Here is a 20,067-nt window from a genome sequence, read left to right as displayed (position 1 = left end):
GAGACTCTGCCGCGGCACCGTCCGGTGCCCCGGTAGTTCGAGAAAGAAAGTGAAACATCTATGTCGCTGTTATCCCACAGCCGCTTCGCGGCCTGGCTACGTGCCGTAGTCGGTCTGTTCGTCGCGGTGGTCGCGGTCGCGGGCTGTAGCTCCGATCCCGAGCCTGCCGCCGAATCCGGCACCCGGCCGATCCAGACCGCGAAAGGCACCGTCGAGGTGCCGGCCGACCCGCAACGGGTCGTGGTGCTCAACGGCGCTCTCGCCGGCTACCTCTACGACCTGGATGTGCCGGTGGCCGCGGCCGACACCCGGGTTCTGGGCGTTACCGACCGCAGCGGGAAATTTCCGCCGACGTGGGCGGAGGACGCGACGGAACAGGGCACCCAGGTCGTGCCGATCGGGCAGAGCGTGAACGTGGAGTTCGTCGCCTCGGTGCAGCCCGATCTGATCATCGGCGGCGGCCAGGGTTTCCCGGCCAAACAGTCGGTGGACGCCTACGATCAGCTCAGCGCCATCGCGCCGACCGTGCTGGTGCCCGGTGATGTCACCGGCTGGCAGGATCAGCTGAAACTGCTCGCCGATGTGGTGAACCAGGGCGAGAAGGTGAACGAGCTGATCACCGCCTATGACGACAAACTCGCGCAGGTCGCCGAGACGGTCGAAGCGCCCGAGCAGCAGATCGGCTACTTCCAGTCCGCCGCCGACGGCAAGCCGAAGATGATCCTGCCGAATGCCGCGCTGCCGACGCTGCTGGCCGAGCTGGGCTTCAAGGCCGACGAGCAGGTCGTCGCCAAGGCCGGTAACCCGGAGATCAACCCCTCCGCCGACTGGTTCAACTTCAGCCCCGAACTGCTGACCAAGGTCGTCGATCAGCCCGTGGTCATCGTGGTCCCGCTCAGCGGCGCCAAGAGCGCGGCCGATCTCGCGAAGGATCCGATGTTCGCGCAGTTGCCGGCGTTCAAGGACAAAAAGGTGTACGAACTGCCGGCCACCAGCTACCGGCCGGACTACCGCGGCGTGATGAACACCCTCGACCTGATCCAGGAGCAGTTCAAGTGACAGCCACCGCCGGCCTCCTCATCGATATCTCCCCGTTGCGGGAGAGCCGGCGGTTCCGGTGTGCCTTCGGCGCGCGGCTGATCTCCGTTCTCGGGATCGGGCTGCTCATGGTGGCCCTGCCGGTGCAGGTCTACGACCTCACCGGGTCGAGCCTGCACGTGGCCGGGGTGTCGACGAGCATGGCGGTCGCCCTGTTCGCCGGAAGCCTGGCCGGCGGGGTGATCGCCGACCGGTTCGACCGGCGCACGGTGATGCAATGGTCGCGGACCGCCGCGGGCCTCGCGTTCTTGGCTTTGGGCCTCAATGCCATCCTGTCCAGTCCTACTCTGGCGGTGATCTACGCTGCGGCCGTCGTAGACGGATTGGCGGGCGGGGTCAGCGGTTCGGCGATGATGGCGCTGGTGCCGATGCTGGTCGAGCGGGTGAAGATGCCGGCGGCGGGTGCGCTGATCACCCTGACCTCGGATCTGGGCACCATGATCACCCCGGCCGTCGCCGGTGTGCTGATCGCCCAGATCGGGGTCCCTTTCGCGTTTTTCGCCGCCGCTGCGGCCACGGCGGCCACGGTGGGCCTGATCCGGGCCATCGGCGCCGCCCCGCCCCCTGCCCGTGAGCTACGTAATCCGCTGGTGGAAATGGGGCAGGGTATCGGTTTCGCGGTACGCCACCGCGTGATCCGCGCGGTGTTGGTGAGCGGGCTGCTCGCCATGCTGGTGAGCGGACCGCTGGTGCTGTTGCCGGCATTCGCCGATCGAGCACTGGAGGCCGGTCCGGCCACTCTGGGCCTGCTCTATGCCGCCCCCGGCGCGGGCGCCGTTCTCGGCTCCCTGACCAGCGGCTGGATCGGCCGCTCCCGGCGTAACGGCCTGGCGTTGCTGGCGTCGCTGGCGCTCATGCCGGTGGGCCTGATCATGGCCGGTGTGTGGCCGCAGGTGGCGTGGAGCTTCCTGGGCCTGGCCGCTTTCGGTATCGCCCGGGCGGTGAACAACATCTTGCGCTATGCGGTACTGCAGCAGCATTCGCCGGAGGATATGCGCGGCCGGTTGTCGAGCCTGCAACTGGTGCAGTCGGTGACCGGAACGGCGCTCGGGTCGATGGCGGCCGGTGTGATCGGCGGTCTGGTGGAACCGGGGGCCGCCCTGGTGGTCTACGGCGGCGCGGTGCTCGTGCTGTTCGTTCCCGCCATGGTTTTCCTGGCACCGCTCGCCCGGCTCACCGCGCCCGGCAAACCCGCCGGGCCGGCGGTGAAACCGCCGGTGGAGCCTACTGGAGTCGCGGACAAAGGAAAGGACGGTGTGTGATGGATCGCGGTGCCTATCGTGAGCGGATCGCGGAGGTCATGGCCGGATCCCATGGGGCCAAGGTCGGCTATCCGATCGAATTGCGGGAACTGGAGGTGCTCGGCACCGAACAGGTGGGTTCGGGCCTGCTGCGGGTCACGTTCGGCGGTCCGGGACTGGCCGGGTTCCACAGCTATGTGCCCGATGAACACGTGCGGGTGGTCTTCCCGGATGTCGACGGCACCCTGCGCCTGCCGGTGAAGGACGGTCTCTCGCTGGAATGGCCTGCGCCGCGGCCGATTTCGCGGGAATACACGGTGCGCCGCTACGACGCCGACGCCGGCGAACTCGATATCGAATTCGCGCTGCATCCCGGCGGGCTCGCCTCGGACTGGGCGCTGGCGGCCGAACCGGGAGACCGTATCCATATTGCCGGACCGCCCGGCGGCGTGGTGGTACCGCACAGCTACGACAACTACCTGTTCGCCGGGGATATCACCGCGCTGCCCGCGATCGCCCGCTGGCTGCAGCGGCTGCCGCGCGAAACCCGGGGCTGGGTGTTCGTGGAGGTCACCGACGCGAGCCAGGAGATCGAGATCGACGCACCGGCCGGATTCGACATCCAGTGGCTGCACCGCGGCGACGCCGCGCCGGGGACCGGGGATCTGCTGGAGAAGGCGATCCGCACGGTCACGGTGCCCGAGGGGCAGAACGTGTACGCGTGGGTGGCCGGGGAGGCCGGGCAGTTGCGCCCGATCCGCAAATGGATCCGGAACGAGCTCGGTGTCGGATCCAAGGACTGCTTGATCGCGGGCTATTGGAAGCACGGCGTCGCGAATTTCGACGGCGAGGAATAGGACGGGACCCGACATGATCGGGTCGAGCGAGCAGGAGGCGGCGCAGCGTGATCACGCAGCGCTCCCGATTATGTCGAGAGGATAGAGCATGACGAACGACGCAGCGGCCGTGGCCGATCGCGACCGCTTCATCCGGGATGTCGCCGAAGTGATGGGCGTACCGGTCGAGGAACTGTCCACCGATACCAATCTGCTCGATGCCGGGCTGGATTCGGTGCGCATCATGCAACTGGTGGAGAAATGGCGGTCGGAGGGTCATGAGACCGTCGATCCGATGATGCTGGCCGGGGACCCCGTACTGGAGTCCTGGCTGGAGGTGCTGTGCCCGTGACCGGGCGCCGCGAACCGCGCCGGACGCGTGGTTCGCGGCACCGGTGGTCACTGTGCGCGGTGCCCCTCGGCGAGCAGCCGGCGCAGATCGCGGCGGCTGGTCTTACCGACCCCGGTTTCCGGGAACTCTTCGATGGTCACCACGGCGTCGGGCATCTTCCAGGCGGCGATACCGCGTTCGCGGACGAAGCCGCGGACCGTGGTCAGCGTCGGCGGGGCCGCCGGATCGGCGGGTTGTACGAACGCGCAGATGCGCTGCCCGAGAACCGGGTCCGGTGTTCCGACGATCACCGCGTCGCGGATGTCGGGATGTTCGAGCAGATGGGCCTCGAGTTCCTCGGCCGATACCTTCTCCCCGCCGCGGTTGACCCAGTCGCCCGCCCGGCCCTTCACGACGAGATTGCCGTCCGGGCGCAGCGCGACGATATCGCCGGTGCTGTACCAGCCGTCGGCGTCGAAACTGCGGGCGTTGGCCTCTGGATTGTCGTAGTAACCGCGAATCGTGTACGGCCCTTGGGTTTTCAGGTTGCCGTCGGCGCCCGGCGCCACTTCGGCGCCGTCGTCGTCGACGATTTTCAGCCGGTCCAGTTCCGACATCGGCCGCCCCTGGGTGGAGACCACGACATCGATCGGATCGTCGAGCCGGGTGTAGCACACCAGGCCCTCGGCCATCCCGAACACCTGCTGCAGGGTCACTCCCAGCGCGGGGCCGACGCGGCGGGCCAGCTCGTCGGGGCAGCGGGCGCCGCCCACCTGAACTACCTGCAGGCTGGACAGATCCGGGAGTTCGCCACCTTTTTCGGCGCGCTCGACCCACAGCCGCGCCAGCGGCGGAACCAGCCCGGTGATGGTGACCCCGAAGCGTTCGATCGCCGCGAACGCGGTCGAGGGCGTCGGATCCGGTGTCATGGCGATCGTGCCGCCCGCATACAGGGCGCCCAGGATTCCCGGGGAGCTCATCGGGAAGTTGTGCGCCACCGGCAGTGTCGCGAGATAGACCGAATCCGGGCCGAGTTCGGTGATCTCGGCGCTGCGCCGCACGCTGTAGAGGTAGTCGTCGTGGGTGCGGGGGATGAGTTTGGGGATTCCGGTGCTGCCGCCGGAGAGTTGCAGGAATGCGACATCGCCGGCGTCGAGTTCGGGCATCTCGGCAGGTTCGTCGCGATAATCGGCGAGATCGGTGGCGCCCTCGGCGAATTCGGTCGCTGGATCGTCGGTGACCAGCAGGACGTGACGCAGCGAGTCGACCCCGCGCCGGACGGTATCGGCCAGCGCTGCATGGTCGAAACGTTGGTGAGTGGCGCAGGTGATCATGGCGACCGCCTTGCTCGCGTTGCCGATCGGCACCAGCTCCGATTCGCGGTGTGCGGGCAAGCAGAACACCGGCAGCGCACCGATTTCGAACAGCGCGAAGATGACTTCCACGAATTCGGCCCGGTTGGGCAGTTGAACGAGGATCCGGTCGTGGTGGCCGATACCGAGCCGCATCAGGCCGGTGGCCAGCGATCGGGCGCGGCGGTCCAGTTCGCCGTAGCTCCAGCGGTGGGTCGCGTCGACGACGGCGATCGCCTCGGGGGTCTGCGTGGCGCGGGTGCTCAGCAGTTGCGCGAATGTCTCACCGGTCCAGCACTTTTCGTCGCGATACCGGGTGGCCTGTTCCGCTGGCCACGGCGTGAAACCGGGCAGGACGGGCGATGGCATGGCGCACCTCTTTCCGATCGGCGATCTTGTTCGATGTCACACCGGAATGCTAGCCTTACGGTGTAACTTCAGGTTAGGCTAACCTAATGGTCACGAAGCAATGGGGCGAAGGGGTCATCGTCACCGGAGCCGCCGGGGGGATCGGGGCGGCCGTCGCCACCGCACTCGCCGGCGATGCTCCGCTCATCGAACTGTGGGACACCGATCCCCGGGTGCACGAGGTGGCCGAACGGCTCGGACGGCAGCACGAGGGAATTGCCGCCCGCGGCACCGAAATCGATCTCACCGACCCGGCCGCCGTCTGTGCCGTATTCGACCGGGTGGTCGCCGAATCCGGCGCACCGCGCATCGTCGTGCACACCGCCGGCGCGATGATCGGCGGCTCCGCCCTGGACACCGGCCCCGGCGATTGGCAGCGGTGCCTCGCGGTCAACACCAGCTCCGCCGTCTACGTGGCGCAGCGTGCCGCTCGCGAAATGGTCGCGGCGCAGCGCGGTTGCATCGTGGTCGTCTCCTCCAACTCTGCGACGACACCCCGGGTGGGCCTGGCCGCCTACGGCGCTGCGAAGGCCGCCACCACGGCGTTCACCCGGTCGCTGGCGCTGCAGGTGGCACCGCACGGGGTGCGGGTGAACCTGGTGTCGCCGGGTTCCACCGACACCGCCCTGCTGCGCGGAATGTACGCCGATTCCGGCGAACACGGACTCGGCGACGCCGCGCGCACCAGCCTGCTCGACGGTGACCCGGCGAACTACCGCCTGGGAATCCCGTTGCGGCGGATTGCCGAACCGGCCGATATCGCCGCCGCCGTCCACTTCCTGGTTTCCGACGCCGCGCGCCACATCACCATGCACGACCTGCGGGTCGACGGCGGCGCAACGCTGGATATGTGACACGAGAGGATGATCACCATCAACGCCGAGAATCCCGCGTCTTCCGCGGATCCTGCCTTTGTCCTGTCCCGGCCGCAACGTACCGTCACCGCATCGGCCGGGGATCGTGTCTTCCACAGCGCCGCCGAGGCCGCCGCCGAATTGCGGGCCCGGCGGGTGAGTCATATCGTCGGCGCGCTGCCGTTCGCGCCGGGCGCCCCGGCCGCCCTGTGGGCGCCGGAAACGGTCACGGTGACCGATGGCCCCCGGTCCCCGCGGGCGGTGACTGCGCCCGATATCGCGATCACCGCCAACCTGCCCGAACCCGAGGAACACATCCGCCGGGTGGATGCCGCCCTCCGCCTGCTGGCCGACCCCGCGAACCCGCTGCGGAAAGTGGTGCTGGCCAGGAAACTCCGGGCCCGCGCCGACCGTGCGGTGCGGGCTGTCGATCTGCTCGATCTGCTGGTTGCCACCGACCCGGCCGGTAACGGCTACCTGGTCGACCTGTCCGCCGCCGGTGGCGGCTACACCGGGCGGCACCTGGTGGGTTCGAGTCCGGAGATCCTGGTGCGCCGGATCGGACCGGAGGTCACCAGTCACCCGCTGGCAGGCTCCGCGCGGCGGATCCCCGAGGACCCGGTGGCCGACCGGATCGCCGCCGAGCACCTGCTCGGTTCCGCCAAGGACCGGCACGAACACGGATATGTGGTCGATCATGTCGCCGGCGTCCTGCGGGACCGATGCACCGATGTGTACACCCCGGCTGCCCCGGAGCTCGCCGAGACACCGGCCATGTGGCATCTGGGCACCACGATCGGCGCCACGGTCCCGGCCGCCGGGCCGACCGCGCTGGAACTGGCCGAGGCCCTGCATCCCACCCCCGCCATCTGCGGCACCCCCACCGCCGCGGCGGCCCGGTTGATCGCCGAACTCGAGGGCGAGCGCGGCTTCTACGCCGGTGCGGTGGGCTGGTGCGATGCCGAGGGCAACGGGGAGTGGATGGTGAGTATCCGCTGCGCGGAACTGGCCGCGGACCGCCGGACGCTGCTGGCGTACGCGGGTGGCGGGATCGTCGCCGAATCCGATCCCGAGGACGAACTGGCCGAAACCACCGGAAAACTCCAGCGCGTGCTCGCACCGCTCGGAGTCGGCGGGAAGGCGGCGGCCGTGTCCTGACCCGATACCCCTTCCGCTACTGCGCCCGGCCCCGCGGCCTTCCGGAAAGCCGCGGGCCACAAGAGATGATGAGGAGTTCTGGCCATGCCCATGCAGCCGATCGCACCGTATGCGATGCCGCCGTTGGACGACGAGATCGCCAACCAGGTGTCCTGGCGAATCGACCCCGGCAGATGCGCCCTGCTGATCCACGATATGCAGAACTACTTCCTCACCGCGTATCAGCTCGATCGCGATCCGGCCCGGACGATGATCGGCAATATCTCCCGGTTACGCGATAGATGCCGGGAACTGGGCATCCCGGTCGTCTACAGCATGCAGCCCGGCGACCAGCATCCCGACCGGCGCGGACTGCTCGCGGATTTCTGGGGAACCGGCATGTCGGACGGTCCTGATACCGAGGTCATCGCGGAGCTGAAACCCGACGAGAACGATATCCAGGTCACCAAATGGCGCTATTCGGCGTTCCAGCGTACCGATCTGCGCCAGCTGCTGGGGTACCGCAACCGCGATCAGCTCATCGTCACCGGCGTATATGCGCATATGGGCTGCATGCTCAGCGCGGCGGAGGCGTTCATGAACGATATCCGCGCGTTCATGGTGCACGACGCGGTCGCGGATTTCAGCCAGGACGAGCATACGATCGCACTGCAGTACACGGCCCGGCGCTGCGGCATGGTGCTGAGCACAGACGGTGTGCTGACGCAGCTCGGGGCCCCGGTGCCCGCCGGAGCGTGAACCACCGGCCCCGGTTCGGATGCGGGTCCTGCCGGGGCCGCTTCGAACGAAGCGTCGCCCGGGCCGAGGTGTGCGGAGAGTGTCGATGTATTCGGCTCGAGCGGTTGGCCACGACTTCAGGTGGCATGCCGCGTGCGGCTCGGCGCAGTGGGTGACGCGGGCGACCCGATGCCACCGAATTCGACGCCGGGAACCTCCTCTCGCCACAAAACTAGAACGTGTTGTAATTCTGGTGTGGGTTCCCCACGAGAGGAGTCGATACCGTGTTGGCGTTCTACACCAGAGAGGGTGAGCATTTTCTGCCCACCCGGATGGCCATATCCAGCTGGAGCCCGACCCAGGTCAGCGGCCCGGCCATCTGCGGGCTGCTGGCCCGGGAACTGGAGACGCGCGCGCCGGGCGCGGAGTTCGTCCCGGCCCGGCTCACCGTGGACCTGTTCAGCCCGGTGGGGGACGAGCCCACGACCGTGCGCAGCACGCTGGTCCGGGAGGGTAAGCGAATCTGTGTGGCCGACGCCGAACTGATCCAGCGTGACGAGGTGCGTTCCCGCGCCACCGTGGTGTACCTGCGGACCGGTGAGATTCCGGCCGGAGAACTGTGGCAGCCCGGCCGCGACCTCCCGGTCCCCGATGTCCCGGACGAATCCGAGGCGGGCGCGCATCCACTGTTCAAGAGCGGCGACCGGGAGTGGACACGGGATTTCGGCGCCACCCAGAATGCCGACCGCAAGGCGATCTGGCAGAACATGCTGCCGGTGGTCGCGGGCGAATCGCCGACTCCGTTCCAGCGGGTGGCGATGGCCGGGGACGCGGCGAGTTTCATGAGCAACTGGGGCAGCGCCGGGATCGGCTACATCAATTCCGATGTGACCCTCACGCTGGCCCGGCTGCCCATCGGGCCGGGGATCGGGGTACTGGCGCAGGACCATGTGGCCGCCGCGGGGATATCGGTGGGCACCGTGAGCCTCTACGACCGGAGCGGGCCGCTGGGCACGGCGGTGGTGACCGCGGTATCCAATGTGCGGCGGCAGGTCGATATGCGGCGGTTCTGAGCCGCCGCTACCCGTGCGGCTCGGTATACGACGGACGAGGCCAGGGGCGCGCTTCGTGCGCTTCGAGATCGGCGTTGAATCGCGCGAGGTAGGCGGCGAAGGTCTGCAGGTCTTCCTCGCTCCAGCCGCGTAGCACCCGGTCCAGGCCCCGGACGTTGTACTCGCGGTCGGCCCGTAGCCGGCGTTCGCCCTCGGCGGTGATCCGGAACTTGCGGGCCACGCCGCCGGCCGGGTCGGGAATGCGTTCGGCCAGGCCGGCCTTCATGATGGCCGTCGTCTGGCGGTGCACGGTGGAGGTGTCCAGGCCGAATGCCTCGCTCAGTTCCCCGATGGACATCGGGCCTTCGATCCACAATCGGCTCAATACCAGGTAGGCGCTGCGCTCGAGGTGGTCGGGGCGGCGCAGATGCGCGTTGAGACTGTGCCGCCCGAGCAGCATGGTTTCGAATTCGATCAGGCGGGTCGGCTTGTCCATGGCGGGTGTCCTGCTCGTATGCTCATGCCGTAGTGGCCCGGCGGGCGTCTCGACGATCGTCATACCACGCCGCCGGGACGTTTTGTATCCTACACACTTCTTGCATCATGCAAATGCACTCCTCCATGGTGTCGCGTTCGCCGGCGCCCTCGGCGGTTCGCCCGATAAGTCCGGGCGCATGTATGGAAATACCTTTGGACAACTGTCCGTCGGACTGTCGATAGAGCTGTTCGGACGGGGTCCGGCCACCTCCGGCGGCGGGCGCGAATGGAGCCGGGGACGTGTTCGATGCGTCGCCGGTGCGGCGGGGCGGTACGGTTTTTCCCGGTACATCCGTTCGGCGACGCGGTCGCGTACGCCGGCGGGGACCGAAAAACGGCTGGTCCCCGTCGTGCATGCGGCCGCAACGCGGAGCGCACAGTGCGATCTGAAAGGACTGGTCCATGGTGATCGACACCGGCACGGACCCCGCTACGCCCGAGGGCGGCTTGCCGGGCTCCCCGAAAGGCAGACCCGCGTTGCGGCGGCGGCGCGGAGTGGACTGGCTCGTCTTCGGCATCACGTCCATCGGCGCGATGGCCTTCGTACTGTGGGGGATCGTCGACCAGGACAGCCTCGCGCGGGTGGCCTCCAACGCGCAGTCCTGGGTGATCACCAATACCGGGTGGCTGTTCGTTCTCGTCGCCACCTCCTTCGTCGTCTACGTGATCTGGCTCGCCCTCAGCCGCTACGGCAAGATCCCGCTGGGCGCCGACGACGAAACACCCGAGTTCAAGACGGTGTCCTGGATCGCCATGATGTTCAGCGCCGGGATGGGAATCGGGCTGATGTTCTGGGGCGTCGCCGAGCCGCTGACCCATTTCACCTCCGCGCCGCCGAATACCGCCGAATCGGGCAGCCCGCAAGCGGCCGAGGTGGCGCTGGCGACCACTCTGTTCCATTGGACGCTGCATCCGTGGGCCATCTACGCGGTCGCCGGGCTCGCCATCGCCTACACCACCTTCCGCCGGGGGCGCTCGCAGCTGTTCTCGGCGGTGTTCCGGCCGCTGCTGGGCCGGCACGCGGAAGGTATGGGCGGTAAAGCCATCGATATGATGGCGATCTTCGCGACACTGTTCGGTTCGGCGGCCTCGCTCGGGCTCGGCGCCCTGCAGATCGGCGCCGGACTCGAATTCAACGGCTATGTCGACGCCGTCTCCAAGCTGGGCCTCGTGCTGGTGATCACCGTGCTCACCGTCGCCTTCATCCTGTCCGCGGTGTCCGGGATCGCCCGCGGTATCCAGTGGCTGTCCAATATCAACATGGTGCTGGCGGTGGTACTGGCGGCTTTCGTCTTCATCGCCGGGCCGACTCTGTTCATGCTGAACTTCCTGCCCACGGCCGTCGGCGACTACATAGCCGAACTGCCGACCATGGCCTCGCGGACCGGTATCGCCGGGGGTGAGGAGATGGAGAAATGGCTGTCGAGCTGGACCATTTTCTACTGGGCATGGTGGGTTTCGTGGACCCCCTTCGTCGGCATGTTCATCGCGCGGATCAGCCGCGGCCGTACCATCCGCCAGTTCGTGGCCGGGGTACTGCTGGTGCCCAGCCTGGTGAGCCTGGTGTGGTTCGCCGTCTTCGGCGGCGCCGCGATCCGGCAGCAGACCGATACCGGCGGTCTGACCGAGCCGGACGGCAGTGTGAACCCCGATTTCGCCCTGTTCCATCTGCTCGACGAATATCCGATCACCTCGATCACCACCGTGCTGGTGATGATTCTGGTGGGAATCTTCTTCGTCTCCGGCGCGGACGCGGCGTCGATCGTGATGGGTACGCTCTCCGAACGCGGCAGTATCGAACCCTCGCGGCTGACGGTGATCTTCTGGGGTACCGCCACCGGTGCGGTTGCCGCGATCATGCTGGTGATCGCCGATTCCGACGATTTGGGCGGCGCGTTGACCGGATTGCAGGCACTCACCACGGTGGTCGCCCTGCCGTTCATGATCGTGATGGTGATGATGTGTATCTCGCTGTATCGCGATGTGCGCACCGATCCGATCATCGTGCGGGCGAACCTGGGGGTGGAGCTCGTGGAGGGCGCGGTCGTGCAGGGTGTTGCCAAGCATGAGGGCGAATTCGAACTCGTCACCACGCCGATCGAAACGGCCGACGACGAACAGGCCACCCGCGACTGATATCTATCCGGCTGCTCGCCCCGAGCCCCGGCCCCGCGCCCGCTGCGGGCGGGGGTTCAGTGTCGCGGCCCCCGGAAGTCCAGGCAGGCACGTCCAGCGGGGGCCGGCCGGGGTAGCCGTGGCGAGTTGTTCTGGGTGGCCTCGATATAGATGCTGAGACCGGCGCTGAGCTTGCCGGCGAGGGCCTCGAGCTGGTCGGGCGAAAGGGACTCGCCGAAGGCGGCCGCGGCGAGGAGTCGTTCCCGTACCTGTTCGAGGTTGAGCCGGGCGAACGGGATGGGGGCGAGTTCGGGCATGCGGGCTACCGTACCCGAAATCGAACATACTTTCGATAGCTGATCTGTGATGTTGCGCCGCTTACCGGCGGCAGTTCGACGGTGGCGGGTCGCCGTGCTACGCGGTGGCGCGGCCGAGTGTCGCCGCGGAGCTGATCGGGAGCATCGGCGCTCAGCCGATGACGGCGTTCATGATGGTGCCCGCACTGGTGGCGACCACGCCGCCGATCATGGCGCCGGCCACCATCTTCGGTGATTCCAGGCCGCCTCCGGACCACTTCTCCCAGGCGAATTTGCCGCCGGCGTAGATGATCGCGGTGATACCGGCGAGCAGAACGAACCAGGTCAGGTACTGGACCATGTTCATGATCTTGTCGGCCAGCGGGGGAGCTTCGGGTGTGGGGTTGCCGATTTGCGCCAGCAGCGTATCGGTGACGGCGGCCAGTATCATCTCGCAGCTCACTCTGTGTTCGGGGTGGGCGGGAACGCACACGCATCGTAACCGCTCGCCGGGGGTGATCGCAGTAAACCCGGTTCCCGGCAGGGATTCGGGGGCACCAGCGGTTATAGCGCGAAATACGCTGAGCGGCAAGAAGTTGCGCCGGGGCCCGCATCGTCTGGATGATGGGGGTGGGGCCGCAGTGCCCGAACGTAAGAGGCGAGGGAGCAGACGGTGAGCATCATCGCGGCGTCGGTTGTCGATGCGGTATCGGTATACGCACAGGTCAGCGATCCCACTCCGGAGGCGCCACCGCTGGCCGACAAGATCATGGAGTTCGTCCGGTACGCCACCTGGCTGGCCATTCTGTCCGGCACGGTGAGCATCGTGTACGCCGGCGGGAGGTTCGCCTGGGAGAAATGGTCCGGCAGTGGGATGCAATCGCCGAAGATGGTGGCCGGGGCCATGATCGGCGGTGTGGTCGCCACCAGTGCGGGCACTATCATGAATACCGTGCTCGCCATTTGAGAACCGGCCGCGCCGACCGTGGCGGCAACCGTTCGGCTATTTCTGGGCGTATCCTGCGTAGCAGTCCATCCGACAGCGATGAGCAGGGAGAATGCCCATGGGCGACGCCCCGGCAGCGGTACCCGGTAACTCGCGGCCGCCGGTGCCCGGCAGGTTCCGGTTGTCCCGGCGTTCGCTGCTGGGCCTGATCGCGGTCACCGGACTGGCCGCGTGCGGCGGCGAGGACGACGATACCGCGATCCAGCCGTCGGGTACGCCCGCCGAGCGGCGCGAAGTGGTCACCGACGCGTATGTTTTCGGCTATCCGCTGATGCTGATCGATACGATTCGGCGCCGGGCCCTGGAGTACACCTCGGTCAACCGGTTCCAGCACACGAGCGCACTTCCCGCGGCGAGCCAGCGCACCGTCGTCCGGATCGATCTGGACAACCTGTACTCGGTGGCATGGCTGGACCTGCGCGAGGAACCGGTGCTGTTCGAAGTACCGCAGATAGACGACCGCTACTGGGTGATGCAGATCCTCGACGCCTGGTCCAACACCGCCTTCACCCCGACCAGCCTGCAACCGCATGCCGATCCCGGCGCCACGGCCCCGTTCGTCTACGCCGTCACCGGGCCCGGTTGGCGGGGAACGCTGCCGCAGGGCGCGGTCCAGCTACCGGTGCCCACTGCGGACGCCTGGCTGTACGGGCGGATCGAGGTGCGCGGCCCGGACGATGTTGCGGCGGTGCGCGATATCCAGTCCCGTCTGCGTCTCGCGCCGCTGAGTGCCTGGACCACACCCGCGGCAGCCGAAGCCGATTCGATCCCGGAGAACCAGGACTGGTCGGAATCGGCGGGACTGCAGGCGCTCGACGAGATGCCGGCGCGCGATTTCTTCGAGCGCATGTGCGAACTCATGCAGGACAATCCGCCCGCCGCCGAGGACGAGCCCGCAATACGGCGCTTCGCCACCATCGGGATCCGCCCCGGCGGTGCGCCCGAAGGCGTGAGTACGGGCGAGCTCTCCGCCGGGGTCGAGGCCGCCAAACGCAAGATCGACGCGTATGTGGACCCGGGCAGCATCCTACGCAACGGCTGGGTACTGGATCTGAACGTCGGGCGTTACGGTACGAACTATCTGCTGCGGGCCGCCACTGCGGACCGGGGAGTGGGTGCGAATCTGGCTGCTGTGGTGGTGTATCCGGCATTGTTCGACGAGGCGGACGACGACGGCACCCCGATCGAGTTCACCCTGCGGTTCGAACCGGGGCAGGCGCCGCCGGTGGCCGCGTTCTGGTCGCTCACCGCCTACGGCAGCGACGGCTATCTGGTGCCGAACGAGGCGGATCTGCATACGGTGGGGCATCCGGTACCGCCGGTGTTCGCGCCCGACGGTTCGCTGGAGTTCGCCGTCCAGGCCGCCGACCCCGGCCCGGGAGTGCCGCGCTCGAACTGGCTGCCGATCCCGGAGGACGGCCAGTTCTCGCTGGTCATGCGACTGTACGAACCGGAGCGGCGGGTACTGGACGGTGAATGGCTTCCGCCGCCGCTGGAGCCCTGACTGCGTCCGATCCCGGGTCCGGCCGCGCAGGACCTGGACTCGACCGGGACGGGTACGAGGCCGTTTCGTCACTCATCTGCGGTATTTGCCGCGCCCGATCGGCGGTCGACCGCCCGGCAGGCGTTGGGGGCGATCTCGTGGTCGTTTCAGGGTATTTCCCGATACCGGACAAGGGGGTTCGCGGCGCAGCATCGGAGTATCTGATCCGACGAAGGGGATGTGGACGATGACCGGACAAGATATGCGTATCCGCACCGAGGCCGAACAGCAGATCCGGGAGGTGCTGAACCGGGCCACTGTGGCGTGGGCCGATAACGATGCGGCGGCCTATGCCGCGGAATTCGCGGACGACAGCGACTATGTGGCGTTCGACGGCACCCATCTGCGTGGGCGGGCGGCCAATCGAGCACTACACGCCGGACTGTTCGACGGACCGCTGTACGGAACCCGCATCGAGGGCGAGATCGAATCGATCCGCTTCCTGGGCGAGGACGTGGCCGTGGCGCATATGACCGGGTCGGTGGTATTCGCCTGGCAGGCCGGGATCCCGCGGGGCCGGCTGTCCCGTAACACCTGGGTGCTGCACCGCGCCGGCGGCGAATGGAAAATCGCGGCCTTCCACAACAGTCGGGTCCGGCCGGCACCCGGTAACGACAGCCCGTTGGGCCGGGTGTTCGCCCGCTACGTACGCCGGCGTACCGACCGGGTCCGGGCGTCCACCGGCGGAAACTGAGCAGTCGGCGCGCCGGTACCCGAGACACCGGTCAGATATTCGCCCCCTTCTCGCGATTGCAGCCGCGGCACAGGATCTGGAGATTCGAGGCGCTGGTGGCGCCGCCGCGGCTGAGCGGGATGATGTGGTCGAATTCGAGGTAGTGGCTTTCCCCGCATTCCACACATTTTCCGCCGTCGCGCTGCCACACTTCGGCCTTGACCTCCTGGGGGATACTGCGCGAATCCCGCTGTCCGGGCGCGAGCACGAGCCGTTTGGCGATCCGCAGCGCGCCTTCGAGCGCGGCGGCCAGGTATTCCGGGTCGGCCACGGCGAAACTGGCCCCGCCCCGGGCCGAGGTGGCCGCGACGACGACCGTATCGTATTCGGCCGCCACCGAAACGATTCGAGACCACGGGATCTCCACCCCGGTGCCGGGCCCGACGAACCGTAATTTCTTGGTGCTCACGATCAGCCGGCCGTCGGTATGCTTCGGCCCGCGGGCCAGTTCCCGGATATGAGTCGCGTCGATATCGAGGTAGACCAGTTCCTCGGCGTCCAGATGCAGGTCCGGAGTGCGCACGGTGGACAGATCGCCTTCCCGCAGCCGGGACAGCGCCCGCCCGCGACCCATCCGGGCCCGCAGATCGTCGATGAGCCGGCCGGCCAGGGACAGTTCGGTGATGGCGTGCTCGACATCGTCGTATTCGTCGGCCGTGATCTGGCCGTCGGCGAAGGCGAACGCGACCCGCCGTTCCACATACTGCAGTGCCGCCGGCTCCAGTGCGGCCCGGGCAGCGGATTCGTCGATCCGCTGGTAGCGCAGCGATGCCCACAGCGCATCCCATTCCGACCCCCGCGGTCCCGAGGCGGCGAGCACCCGCGTGGCCCGGGTATGCCAGTGGATCAAAAACTCCTCGGTCTGTGCCGCACAGGTGGCGCACGGGTGGTGCCCGCCGAAAACCCGGCGGCGGCGCCGGGAGCCGCACCGGGCACAGTCGTGCGGATGGGGCCGGGCCGCCGGCCGGGTGTCGGCGGTCCACTGCTCGCCGTCCCACCAGCGCAGCACGGCCGGCTCCGCTGGATCGCGGTACCAGTCGGCGCGACCCGAACCGGGGGGCGGCTCGACGGGTGTCGGTTCCGGCACGGTGAGCCGGCGCAGGGTGACCGTGCCCGATGCGCGGCGGACGGAATGTGCGGTATCGAAGCGGTCCCACGGTGCGGGGGCGGTGCCGGATCCGGTTCGTTCGTCGAGCCGGTAATGCGCGTTGCCCGGATGGGTCGCGGCGACCGGGCGTGCATCGGCCCGGGTATTCGTAGGCCCGGAGTCTTCGTGTTGCTGCGGGGGCGCTCCATCGGCCCGGGACGCGGGGTAGGGCCGACCCTGCCGGACGTGCCCGGTAGCCGGAGTGCCGTGGTGCCGGGATTCGTACCCGGACTCCGTGGGGCGGGGCACCGGATGGGCCGGCAGCGCATCCGGTGCGTCGCTCGCGCCGGGCCGCGGCGGCCGGTCGCCGGGATGGGATGGGGCGTCGTCGCGGGCGGAGCGGGTTCCGGTGGGCATCCGGTCCGGGCCGGGCCGGCTCGTCTGTTCGGCGGCGCCGGGCACAGTTCGCCGGCTGCCCGGCGCTTCGGGCACGGACCCGGCGGTCGTGCCGTGCCGGCCGGACATCACGCGGTCGCCGTGGCGGCGCGGTGTGTCCGCGCGGGAACCGGGCGTCGCGGGCAGTACGGCTGTGGCACCGGCCGGGTCGTTCGCGGGCTCGGTGCCGGACGGGCAGCCGGTGGCCCGGCCCGCCGGGGCGGTCGCCGCCGGTTCCCGGCGCCGGGAAGCGGCCGGCGCACCGCTGGGTTCCGGGCCGGGTGGATCGTCGACCTGGATGCCGAATTCGGTCACCAGACCCGCCATTCCCGTGGCCCAGCCCTGGCCGACCGCGCGGAAGCGCCAGCCGCCGTCGCGGCGGTAGAACTCTCCGAACATCATCGCCGTCACCGCCTCCGAATCGGTGACGGCGAATTCCGCGACCGGACCGTCCACCGCGTACACCGTGACGCGCAGATCCTCGACACGGGTGAATTCGGTGTCCTCCAGCGAGCCCGACACCACGATGCGGTCCACCTCGGATTCGGTCCGCGGCAGCGACACACTGAGCCGGGCGGTTCCGGGGGCCGGGTCCTGATCGAGCGTGACGGCCTGGGAGATGTGCCGGGGCGCGTTGTAGAAGACCAGGTCCTTGTCGTCGCGGACCGTTCCGTCGCTGTCCAGCAGCAGGGCGTGCGCGTCCACCACATGCTCGGACCGCCAGGAAATCACCACGGCCAGAAGAGATGTCGGTATCGGCGTATTGGCGCCCTTGCTCAGTTCCATCGTCGTCGCACTATGCCATGCGGGGCCGACACGCCCGCAGGCGCGCAGGTCATGGCCTCGGCGCAACTGGCCGCGCAGCTACCCGACCTGCTGGACAACCTGTCCGGCACCATCGACCGCCTCGATGCCACGGTCGACCGGCTGGACCGTACGCCGGCCCTCGCCGACCCGGCGTTCGCCGCCTACGATCGGCTGCTGCCCCGGCTGGAAGCGCTGATCGCGGTGGGTGAGGATCTGTTCGGCGCACTGTCACGGTTACCCGGAGTCGGCCGGATGGCCGGCCTCGGCGCGCCGCCGGGACCCGGACCCGAACCGCCGCGAAAGCGACCCCGGCGGAAATCCTGATCGGTGACGGAGGCGTCAGCGGGCGTCGAGGGACCGGCCGTTGTACGGGGTGTCGGTCGTGGTGCGGTCGTGCACCGGCCGGACCAGGACATCGTCGTCCTCGAAGGTGATCTGGGCGTTGCGTTCGGCGCTGAGCAGGGTCAGGACCAGCCGGTCCGCGACTCGCTGCGCGGTCTCCTCGTCCGGGTAGCATCCCAGCACCCGCGCGCTCGGCCCGACCGTGCCGTTGCCGCGGTCGTAATCCCAGTTCCCGCTGCCGGTGGCGACCGCCAGCCGGGCGACGACCTCCGCCGCGCCCGGATCGCCCGGCGGTGTGCGCACCGCTTCGGTACCGATTTCGATGATCTGGTCGGCTCGAAGCCAGTCGCCGCCATGTGTTTTCACCCAGAGCTGTGCCATCGCTCCATTGTTGCGCCGTTCGGGTGATCGAGCCGGGTGTTCGCCCGGTCCGGGACGTACGGGACTTATCGGATGCCCGCCGGGATATCACCGGCCGGCCGGGACCGCCCGGCCTCGACCGCGGCTACGGCCCGGTACACCGCGTGGCCCTTGAGCAGCATTTCGTCGTATTCGTCGGCGGCCACCGAATCCAGCACGATCGCCCCGCCGGCACCGATCTGCCAGCGGCCGCCGTGCCGCACCGCGGTCCGGATCACAATATTCAGGTCGGCGGTACCACTGAGGCCCAGAAACCCGATGGTGCCCGAATAGACCCCGCGCGCGCGGGTTTCCAGATCGTCGATGATCTCCATGGTGCGGATCTTCGGGGCGCCGGTCATCGAACCCCCCGGGAAACACGCGCGCAAACAGGCGATGACGTCGGTATCCGCGCGCAGCGTGCCGCGTACGGTCGAAACGAGCTGGTGCAGGGTCGAATAGGTTTCGGTGGCGAGCAGATCGTGCACCCGGACACTGCCGATTTCACAGACCCGGCCCAGATCGTTGCGCAGCAGGTCGACGATCATCACATTCTCCGCGCGGGTTTTCGGGTCCTCGGTCAGGGCGCGGCGCAGCCGCTCGTCCACGGCCGGGTCGGGGTCGCGGCGGGCGGTGCCTTTGATCGGTTTCGTCTCCACCGTGCGAGTGCGGTCGATCTTCAGGAAACGTTCGGGGGAGGAGCAGGCGATTTCGAGGTCGTCGAAGCGCAGGTAGGCGGAATACGGGGCCGGGTTGGCGCGGCGCAGTACGCGGTAGGCGCCGAGTCCGTCGGCCGTGGCCGGCAGGGTCAGCTGGTCGGTCAGGGTGATCTCGTACGATTCCCCCGCTCGCAGCGCAGCCTGGCACGCCGCGATATCGCGCAGATACTGCCCGCGGCCCCGAACGAGATGGTCCTCGACCGTGAACCGGACGGGATCGTCGAAGTCCGTGGAGTGGGCGGGGCCGGCGCCGGCTGCGCTGTGGTCACGATGAGCGTCGGCTGCGTAGCCGTCACGATGCGCACCGGGTCCGGTGCGCTCACAGTGAGTTCTCGGCGCGGCGGGGTCGTGGCCGGAGCCGTTCGGCTCCGGATTCGTCCAGGTCGGCAGCTGTTCCAGCGTCGCGGCCGTTTCTGCCAGCCAGTGGGCGCCGGCCCGCCGCGCCGCCGTTCCCGGGCCGGTGAGTGCCACCAGATGGGTCCGGCCGGCGAGATGGTCGACGACCACCAGCCGATCGGCGAATATCCACTGGGCATCGGGGGTGGTCGCGCGGTGTGCGGCCGTGCCACCGCAATCGGCCTTGACCTCGTAGCCCAGGTAGCCGACGTAGCCACCGGCGAAATCGAACGGCAGCTGCGCGGGTAGCGGCAGAGACCGGGTGCGCAGGGCGGCGGCCAGGTAGTCGAGAACGGTGCCCGGTTCGCGCCGGGCCCGGCCGTCCGGTCCGGTGACCGTGACGAATCCGCTGCCGACCCGGTACCGCACCACCTCGGCCAGCGGTCCGGTGGCGTCGCCGAGGAACGAGAACCGGTCCAGGCCCGGTTCCACATATTCGCTGTCCAGCCAGAACGCGGTGGCGGAAGTGCGGTAGAGCCGGAGGAACGCCGCCTCGGTGTCGACGGCGTGTTCGAGCACCCGGTGCTGGACGGTGACGGAATCGGACATGGTGGTCCGAATCTACGCCGGGCCGGTGTCTGGAACTGTTGTCGGTTGCCTGCAGT

At 68.5% G+C, this 20,067-nt stretch carries 20 protein-coding genes; 13 read left to right on the top strand and 7 right to left on the bottom strand.

Annotation, left to right across the window (positions count from 1 at the left end; genetic code table 11):
* Positions 1 to 60: 60 nt before the first annotated feature.
* The 4 genes from IU448_RS18840 (at position 61) to IU448_RS29415 (ending at position 3,527) form a co-directional block, all read left to right on the top strand.
* Positions 61 to 1,059, top strand: a complete 999-nt coding sequence (locus tag IU448_RS18840; RefSeq protein ID WP_195056987.1) for an ABC transporter substrate-binding protein — start codon at positions 61 to 63, stop codon at positions 1,057 to 1,059.
* Positions 1,056 to 2,360, top strand: coding sequence for an enterobactin transporter EntS (entS, locus tag IU448_RS18835; protein WP_195056986.1), 1,305 nt, complete (start codon positions 1,056 to 1,058; stop codon positions 2,358 to 2,360). Before IU448_RS18840 ends, entS begins: the two co-directional genes overlap by 4 nt.
* On the top strand, positions 2,360 to 3,196 hold the full coding sequence (locus IU448_RS18830) for a siderophore-interacting protein (protein ID WP_195057443.1): 837 nt from the start codon (positions 2,360 to 2,362) through the stop codon (positions 3,194 to 3,196). The genes entS and IU448_RS18830 overlap by 1 nt, the downstream gene beginning before the upstream one ends.
* Before the next feature lie 88 nt (positions 3,197 to 3,284).
* On the top strand, positions 3,285 to 3,527 hold the full coding sequence (locus IU448_RS29415; protein ID WP_195056985.1) for a phosphopantetheine-binding protein: 243 nt from the start codon (positions 3,285 to 3,287) through the stop codon (positions 3,525 to 3,527).
* Positions 3,528 to 3,574: 47 nt separating this feature from the next.
* Here the strand turns inward: IU448_RS29415 and IU448_RS18820 are convergent, their stop codons facing one another.
* A complete protein-coding gene (locus IU448_RS18820) occupies positions 3,575 to 5,227 on the bottom strand; it encodes a (2,3-dihydroxybenzoyl)adenylate synthase (protein WP_195056984.1) in 1,653 nt (550 codons plus the stop codon).
* Positions 5,228 to 5,313: 86 nt separating this feature from the next.
* Here IU448_RS18820 and IU448_RS18815 point away from each other — a divergent pair, with 86 nt between their 5' ends.
* The 4 genes from IU448_RS18815 (at position 5,314) to IU448_RS18800 (ending at position 9,068) form a co-directional block, all read left to right on the top strand.
* Positions 5,314 to 6,120, top strand: a complete 807-nt coding sequence (locus tag IU448_RS18815) for an SDR family oxidoreductase (RefSeq protein ID WP_195056983.1) — start codon at positions 5,314 to 5,316, stop codon at positions 6,118 to 6,120.
* Between the two features lie 9 nt (positions 6,121 to 6,129).
* Complete coding sequence (locus IU448_RS18810) at positions 6,130 to 7,278, top strand: isochorismate synthase (RefSeq protein WP_195056982.1); 1,149 nt, start codon at positions 6,130 to 6,132, stop codon at positions 7,276 to 7,278.
* Between the two features lie 84 nt (positions 7,279 to 7,362).
* Entirely contained in the window at positions 7,363 to 8,016 is a 654-nt protein-coding gene (locus IU448_RS18805; RefSeq protein WP_195056981.1) for an isochorismatase family protein, read from the top strand.
* Positions 8,017 to 8,279: 263 nt separating this feature from the next.
* A complete protein-coding gene (locus IU448_RS18800) occupies positions 8,280 to 9,068 on the top strand; it encodes an acyl-CoA thioesterase domain-containing protein (RefSeq protein WP_324188639.1) in 789 nt (262 codons plus the stop codon).
* 7 nt (positions 9,069 to 9,075) lie between these two features.
* Here the strand turns inward: IU448_RS18800 and IU448_RS18795 are convergent, their stop codons facing one another.
* Positions 9,076 to 9,543 carry a MarR family winged helix-turn-helix transcriptional regulator gene (locus IU448_RS18795; RefSeq protein WP_195056980.1) on the bottom strand — a complete coding sequence of 156 codons (468 nt, stop codon included), beginning with the start codon at positions 9,541 to 9,543 and terminating at the stop codon, positions 9,076 to 9,078.
* Positions 9,544 to 9,986: 443 nt separating this feature from the next.
* On the opposite strand from IU448_RS18795, the gene IU448_RS18790 reads away from it, so the two are divergent.
* Positions 9,987 to 11,720 (top strand): BCCT family transporter, encoded by a 1,734-nt coding sequence (locus IU448_RS18790; protein WP_195056979.1) that lies wholly within the window; start codon positions 9,987 to 9,989, stop codon positions 11,718 to 11,720.
* A 56-nt stretch (positions 11,721 to 11,776) separates the two neighbouring features.
* Here the strand turns inward: IU448_RS18790 and IU448_RS18785 are convergent, their stop codons facing one another.
* Together IU448_RS18785 and IU448_RS18780 are read right to left on the bottom strand one after the other, a co-directional pair.
* Positions 11,777 to 12,016, bottom strand: coding sequence for a DUF6374 family protein (locus IU448_RS18785; protein ID WP_195056978.1), 240 nt, complete (start codon positions 12,014 to 12,016; stop codon positions 11,777 to 11,779).
* 151 nt (positions 12,017 to 12,167) lie between these two features.
* Positions 12,168 to 12,446 (bottom strand): hypothetical protein, encoded by a 279-nt coding sequence (locus IU448_RS18780; protein ID WP_195056977.1) that lies wholly within the window; start codon positions 12,444 to 12,446, stop codon positions 12,168 to 12,170.
* Between the two features lie 222 nt (positions 12,447 to 12,668).
* Here IU448_RS18780 and IU448_RS18775 point away from each other — a divergent pair, with 222 nt between their 5' ends.
* From IU448_RS18775 to IU448_RS18765, 3 genes are all read left to right on the top strand, one after another.
* Positions 12,669 to 12,962, top strand: coding sequence for a hypothetical protein (locus IU448_RS18775; RefSeq protein ID WP_195056976.1), 294 nt, complete (start codon positions 12,669 to 12,671; stop codon positions 12,960 to 12,962).
* A 97-nt stretch (positions 12,963 to 13,059) separates the two neighbouring features.
* Positions 13,060 to 14,505, top strand: a complete 1,446-nt coding sequence (locus tag IU448_RS18770; protein ID WP_228813611.1) for a DUF1254 domain-containing protein — start codon at positions 13,060 to 13,062, stop codon at positions 14,503 to 14,505.
* Between the two features lie 226 nt (positions 14,506 to 14,731).
* Positions 14,732 to 15,238, top strand: a complete 507-nt coding sequence (locus IU448_RS18765; protein ID WP_195056975.1) for an SgcJ/EcaC family oxidoreductase — start codon at positions 14,732 to 14,734, stop codon at positions 15,236 to 15,238.
* 31 nt (positions 15,239 to 15,269) lie between these two features.
* On the opposite strand, the gene IU448_RS18760 is transcribed toward IU448_RS18765, so the two are convergent.
* Entirely contained in the window at positions 15,270 to 17,585 is a 2,316-nt protein-coding gene (locus IU448_RS18760; protein ID WP_228813609.1) for a TerD family protein, read from the bottom strand.
* Between the two features lie 51 nt (positions 17,586 to 17,636).
* Between IU448_RS18760 and IU448_RS18750 the strand changes: the two genes are divergently transcribed.
* Positions 17,637 to 17,930, top strand: coding sequence for a hypothetical protein (locus IU448_RS18750; protein ID WP_228813608.1), 294 nt, complete (start codon positions 17,637 to 17,639; stop codon positions 17,928 to 17,930).
* Between the two features lie 15 nt (positions 17,931 to 17,945).
* On the opposite strand, the gene IU448_RS18745 is transcribed toward IU448_RS18750, so the two are convergent.
* Complete coding sequence (locus IU448_RS18745) at positions 17,946 to 18,329, bottom strand: hypothetical protein (protein ID WP_195056974.1); 384 nt, start codon at positions 18,327 to 18,329, stop codon at positions 17,946 to 17,948.
* 65 nt (positions 18,330 to 18,394) lie between these two features.
* Positions 18,395 to 20,011: an aminodeoxychorismate synthase component I gene (pabB, locus tag IU448_RS18740; protein ID WP_195056973.1), complete on the bottom strand. Its 1,617-nt coding sequence runs from the start codon at positions 20,009 to 20,011 to the stop codon at positions 18,395 to 18,397.
* Positions 20,012 to 20,067: the final 56 nt, after the last annotated feature.

Origin of the sequence: Nocardia flavorosea (genome assembly GCF_015477805.1) — a bacterium.
In the GTDB taxonomy this organism is placed as follows: Bacteria; Actinomycetota; Actinomycetes; order Mycobacteriales; family Mycobacteriaceae; genus Nocardia; species Nocardia flavorosea_A.
This window is presented reverse-complemented; position numbering and strand designations above follow the sequence as displayed.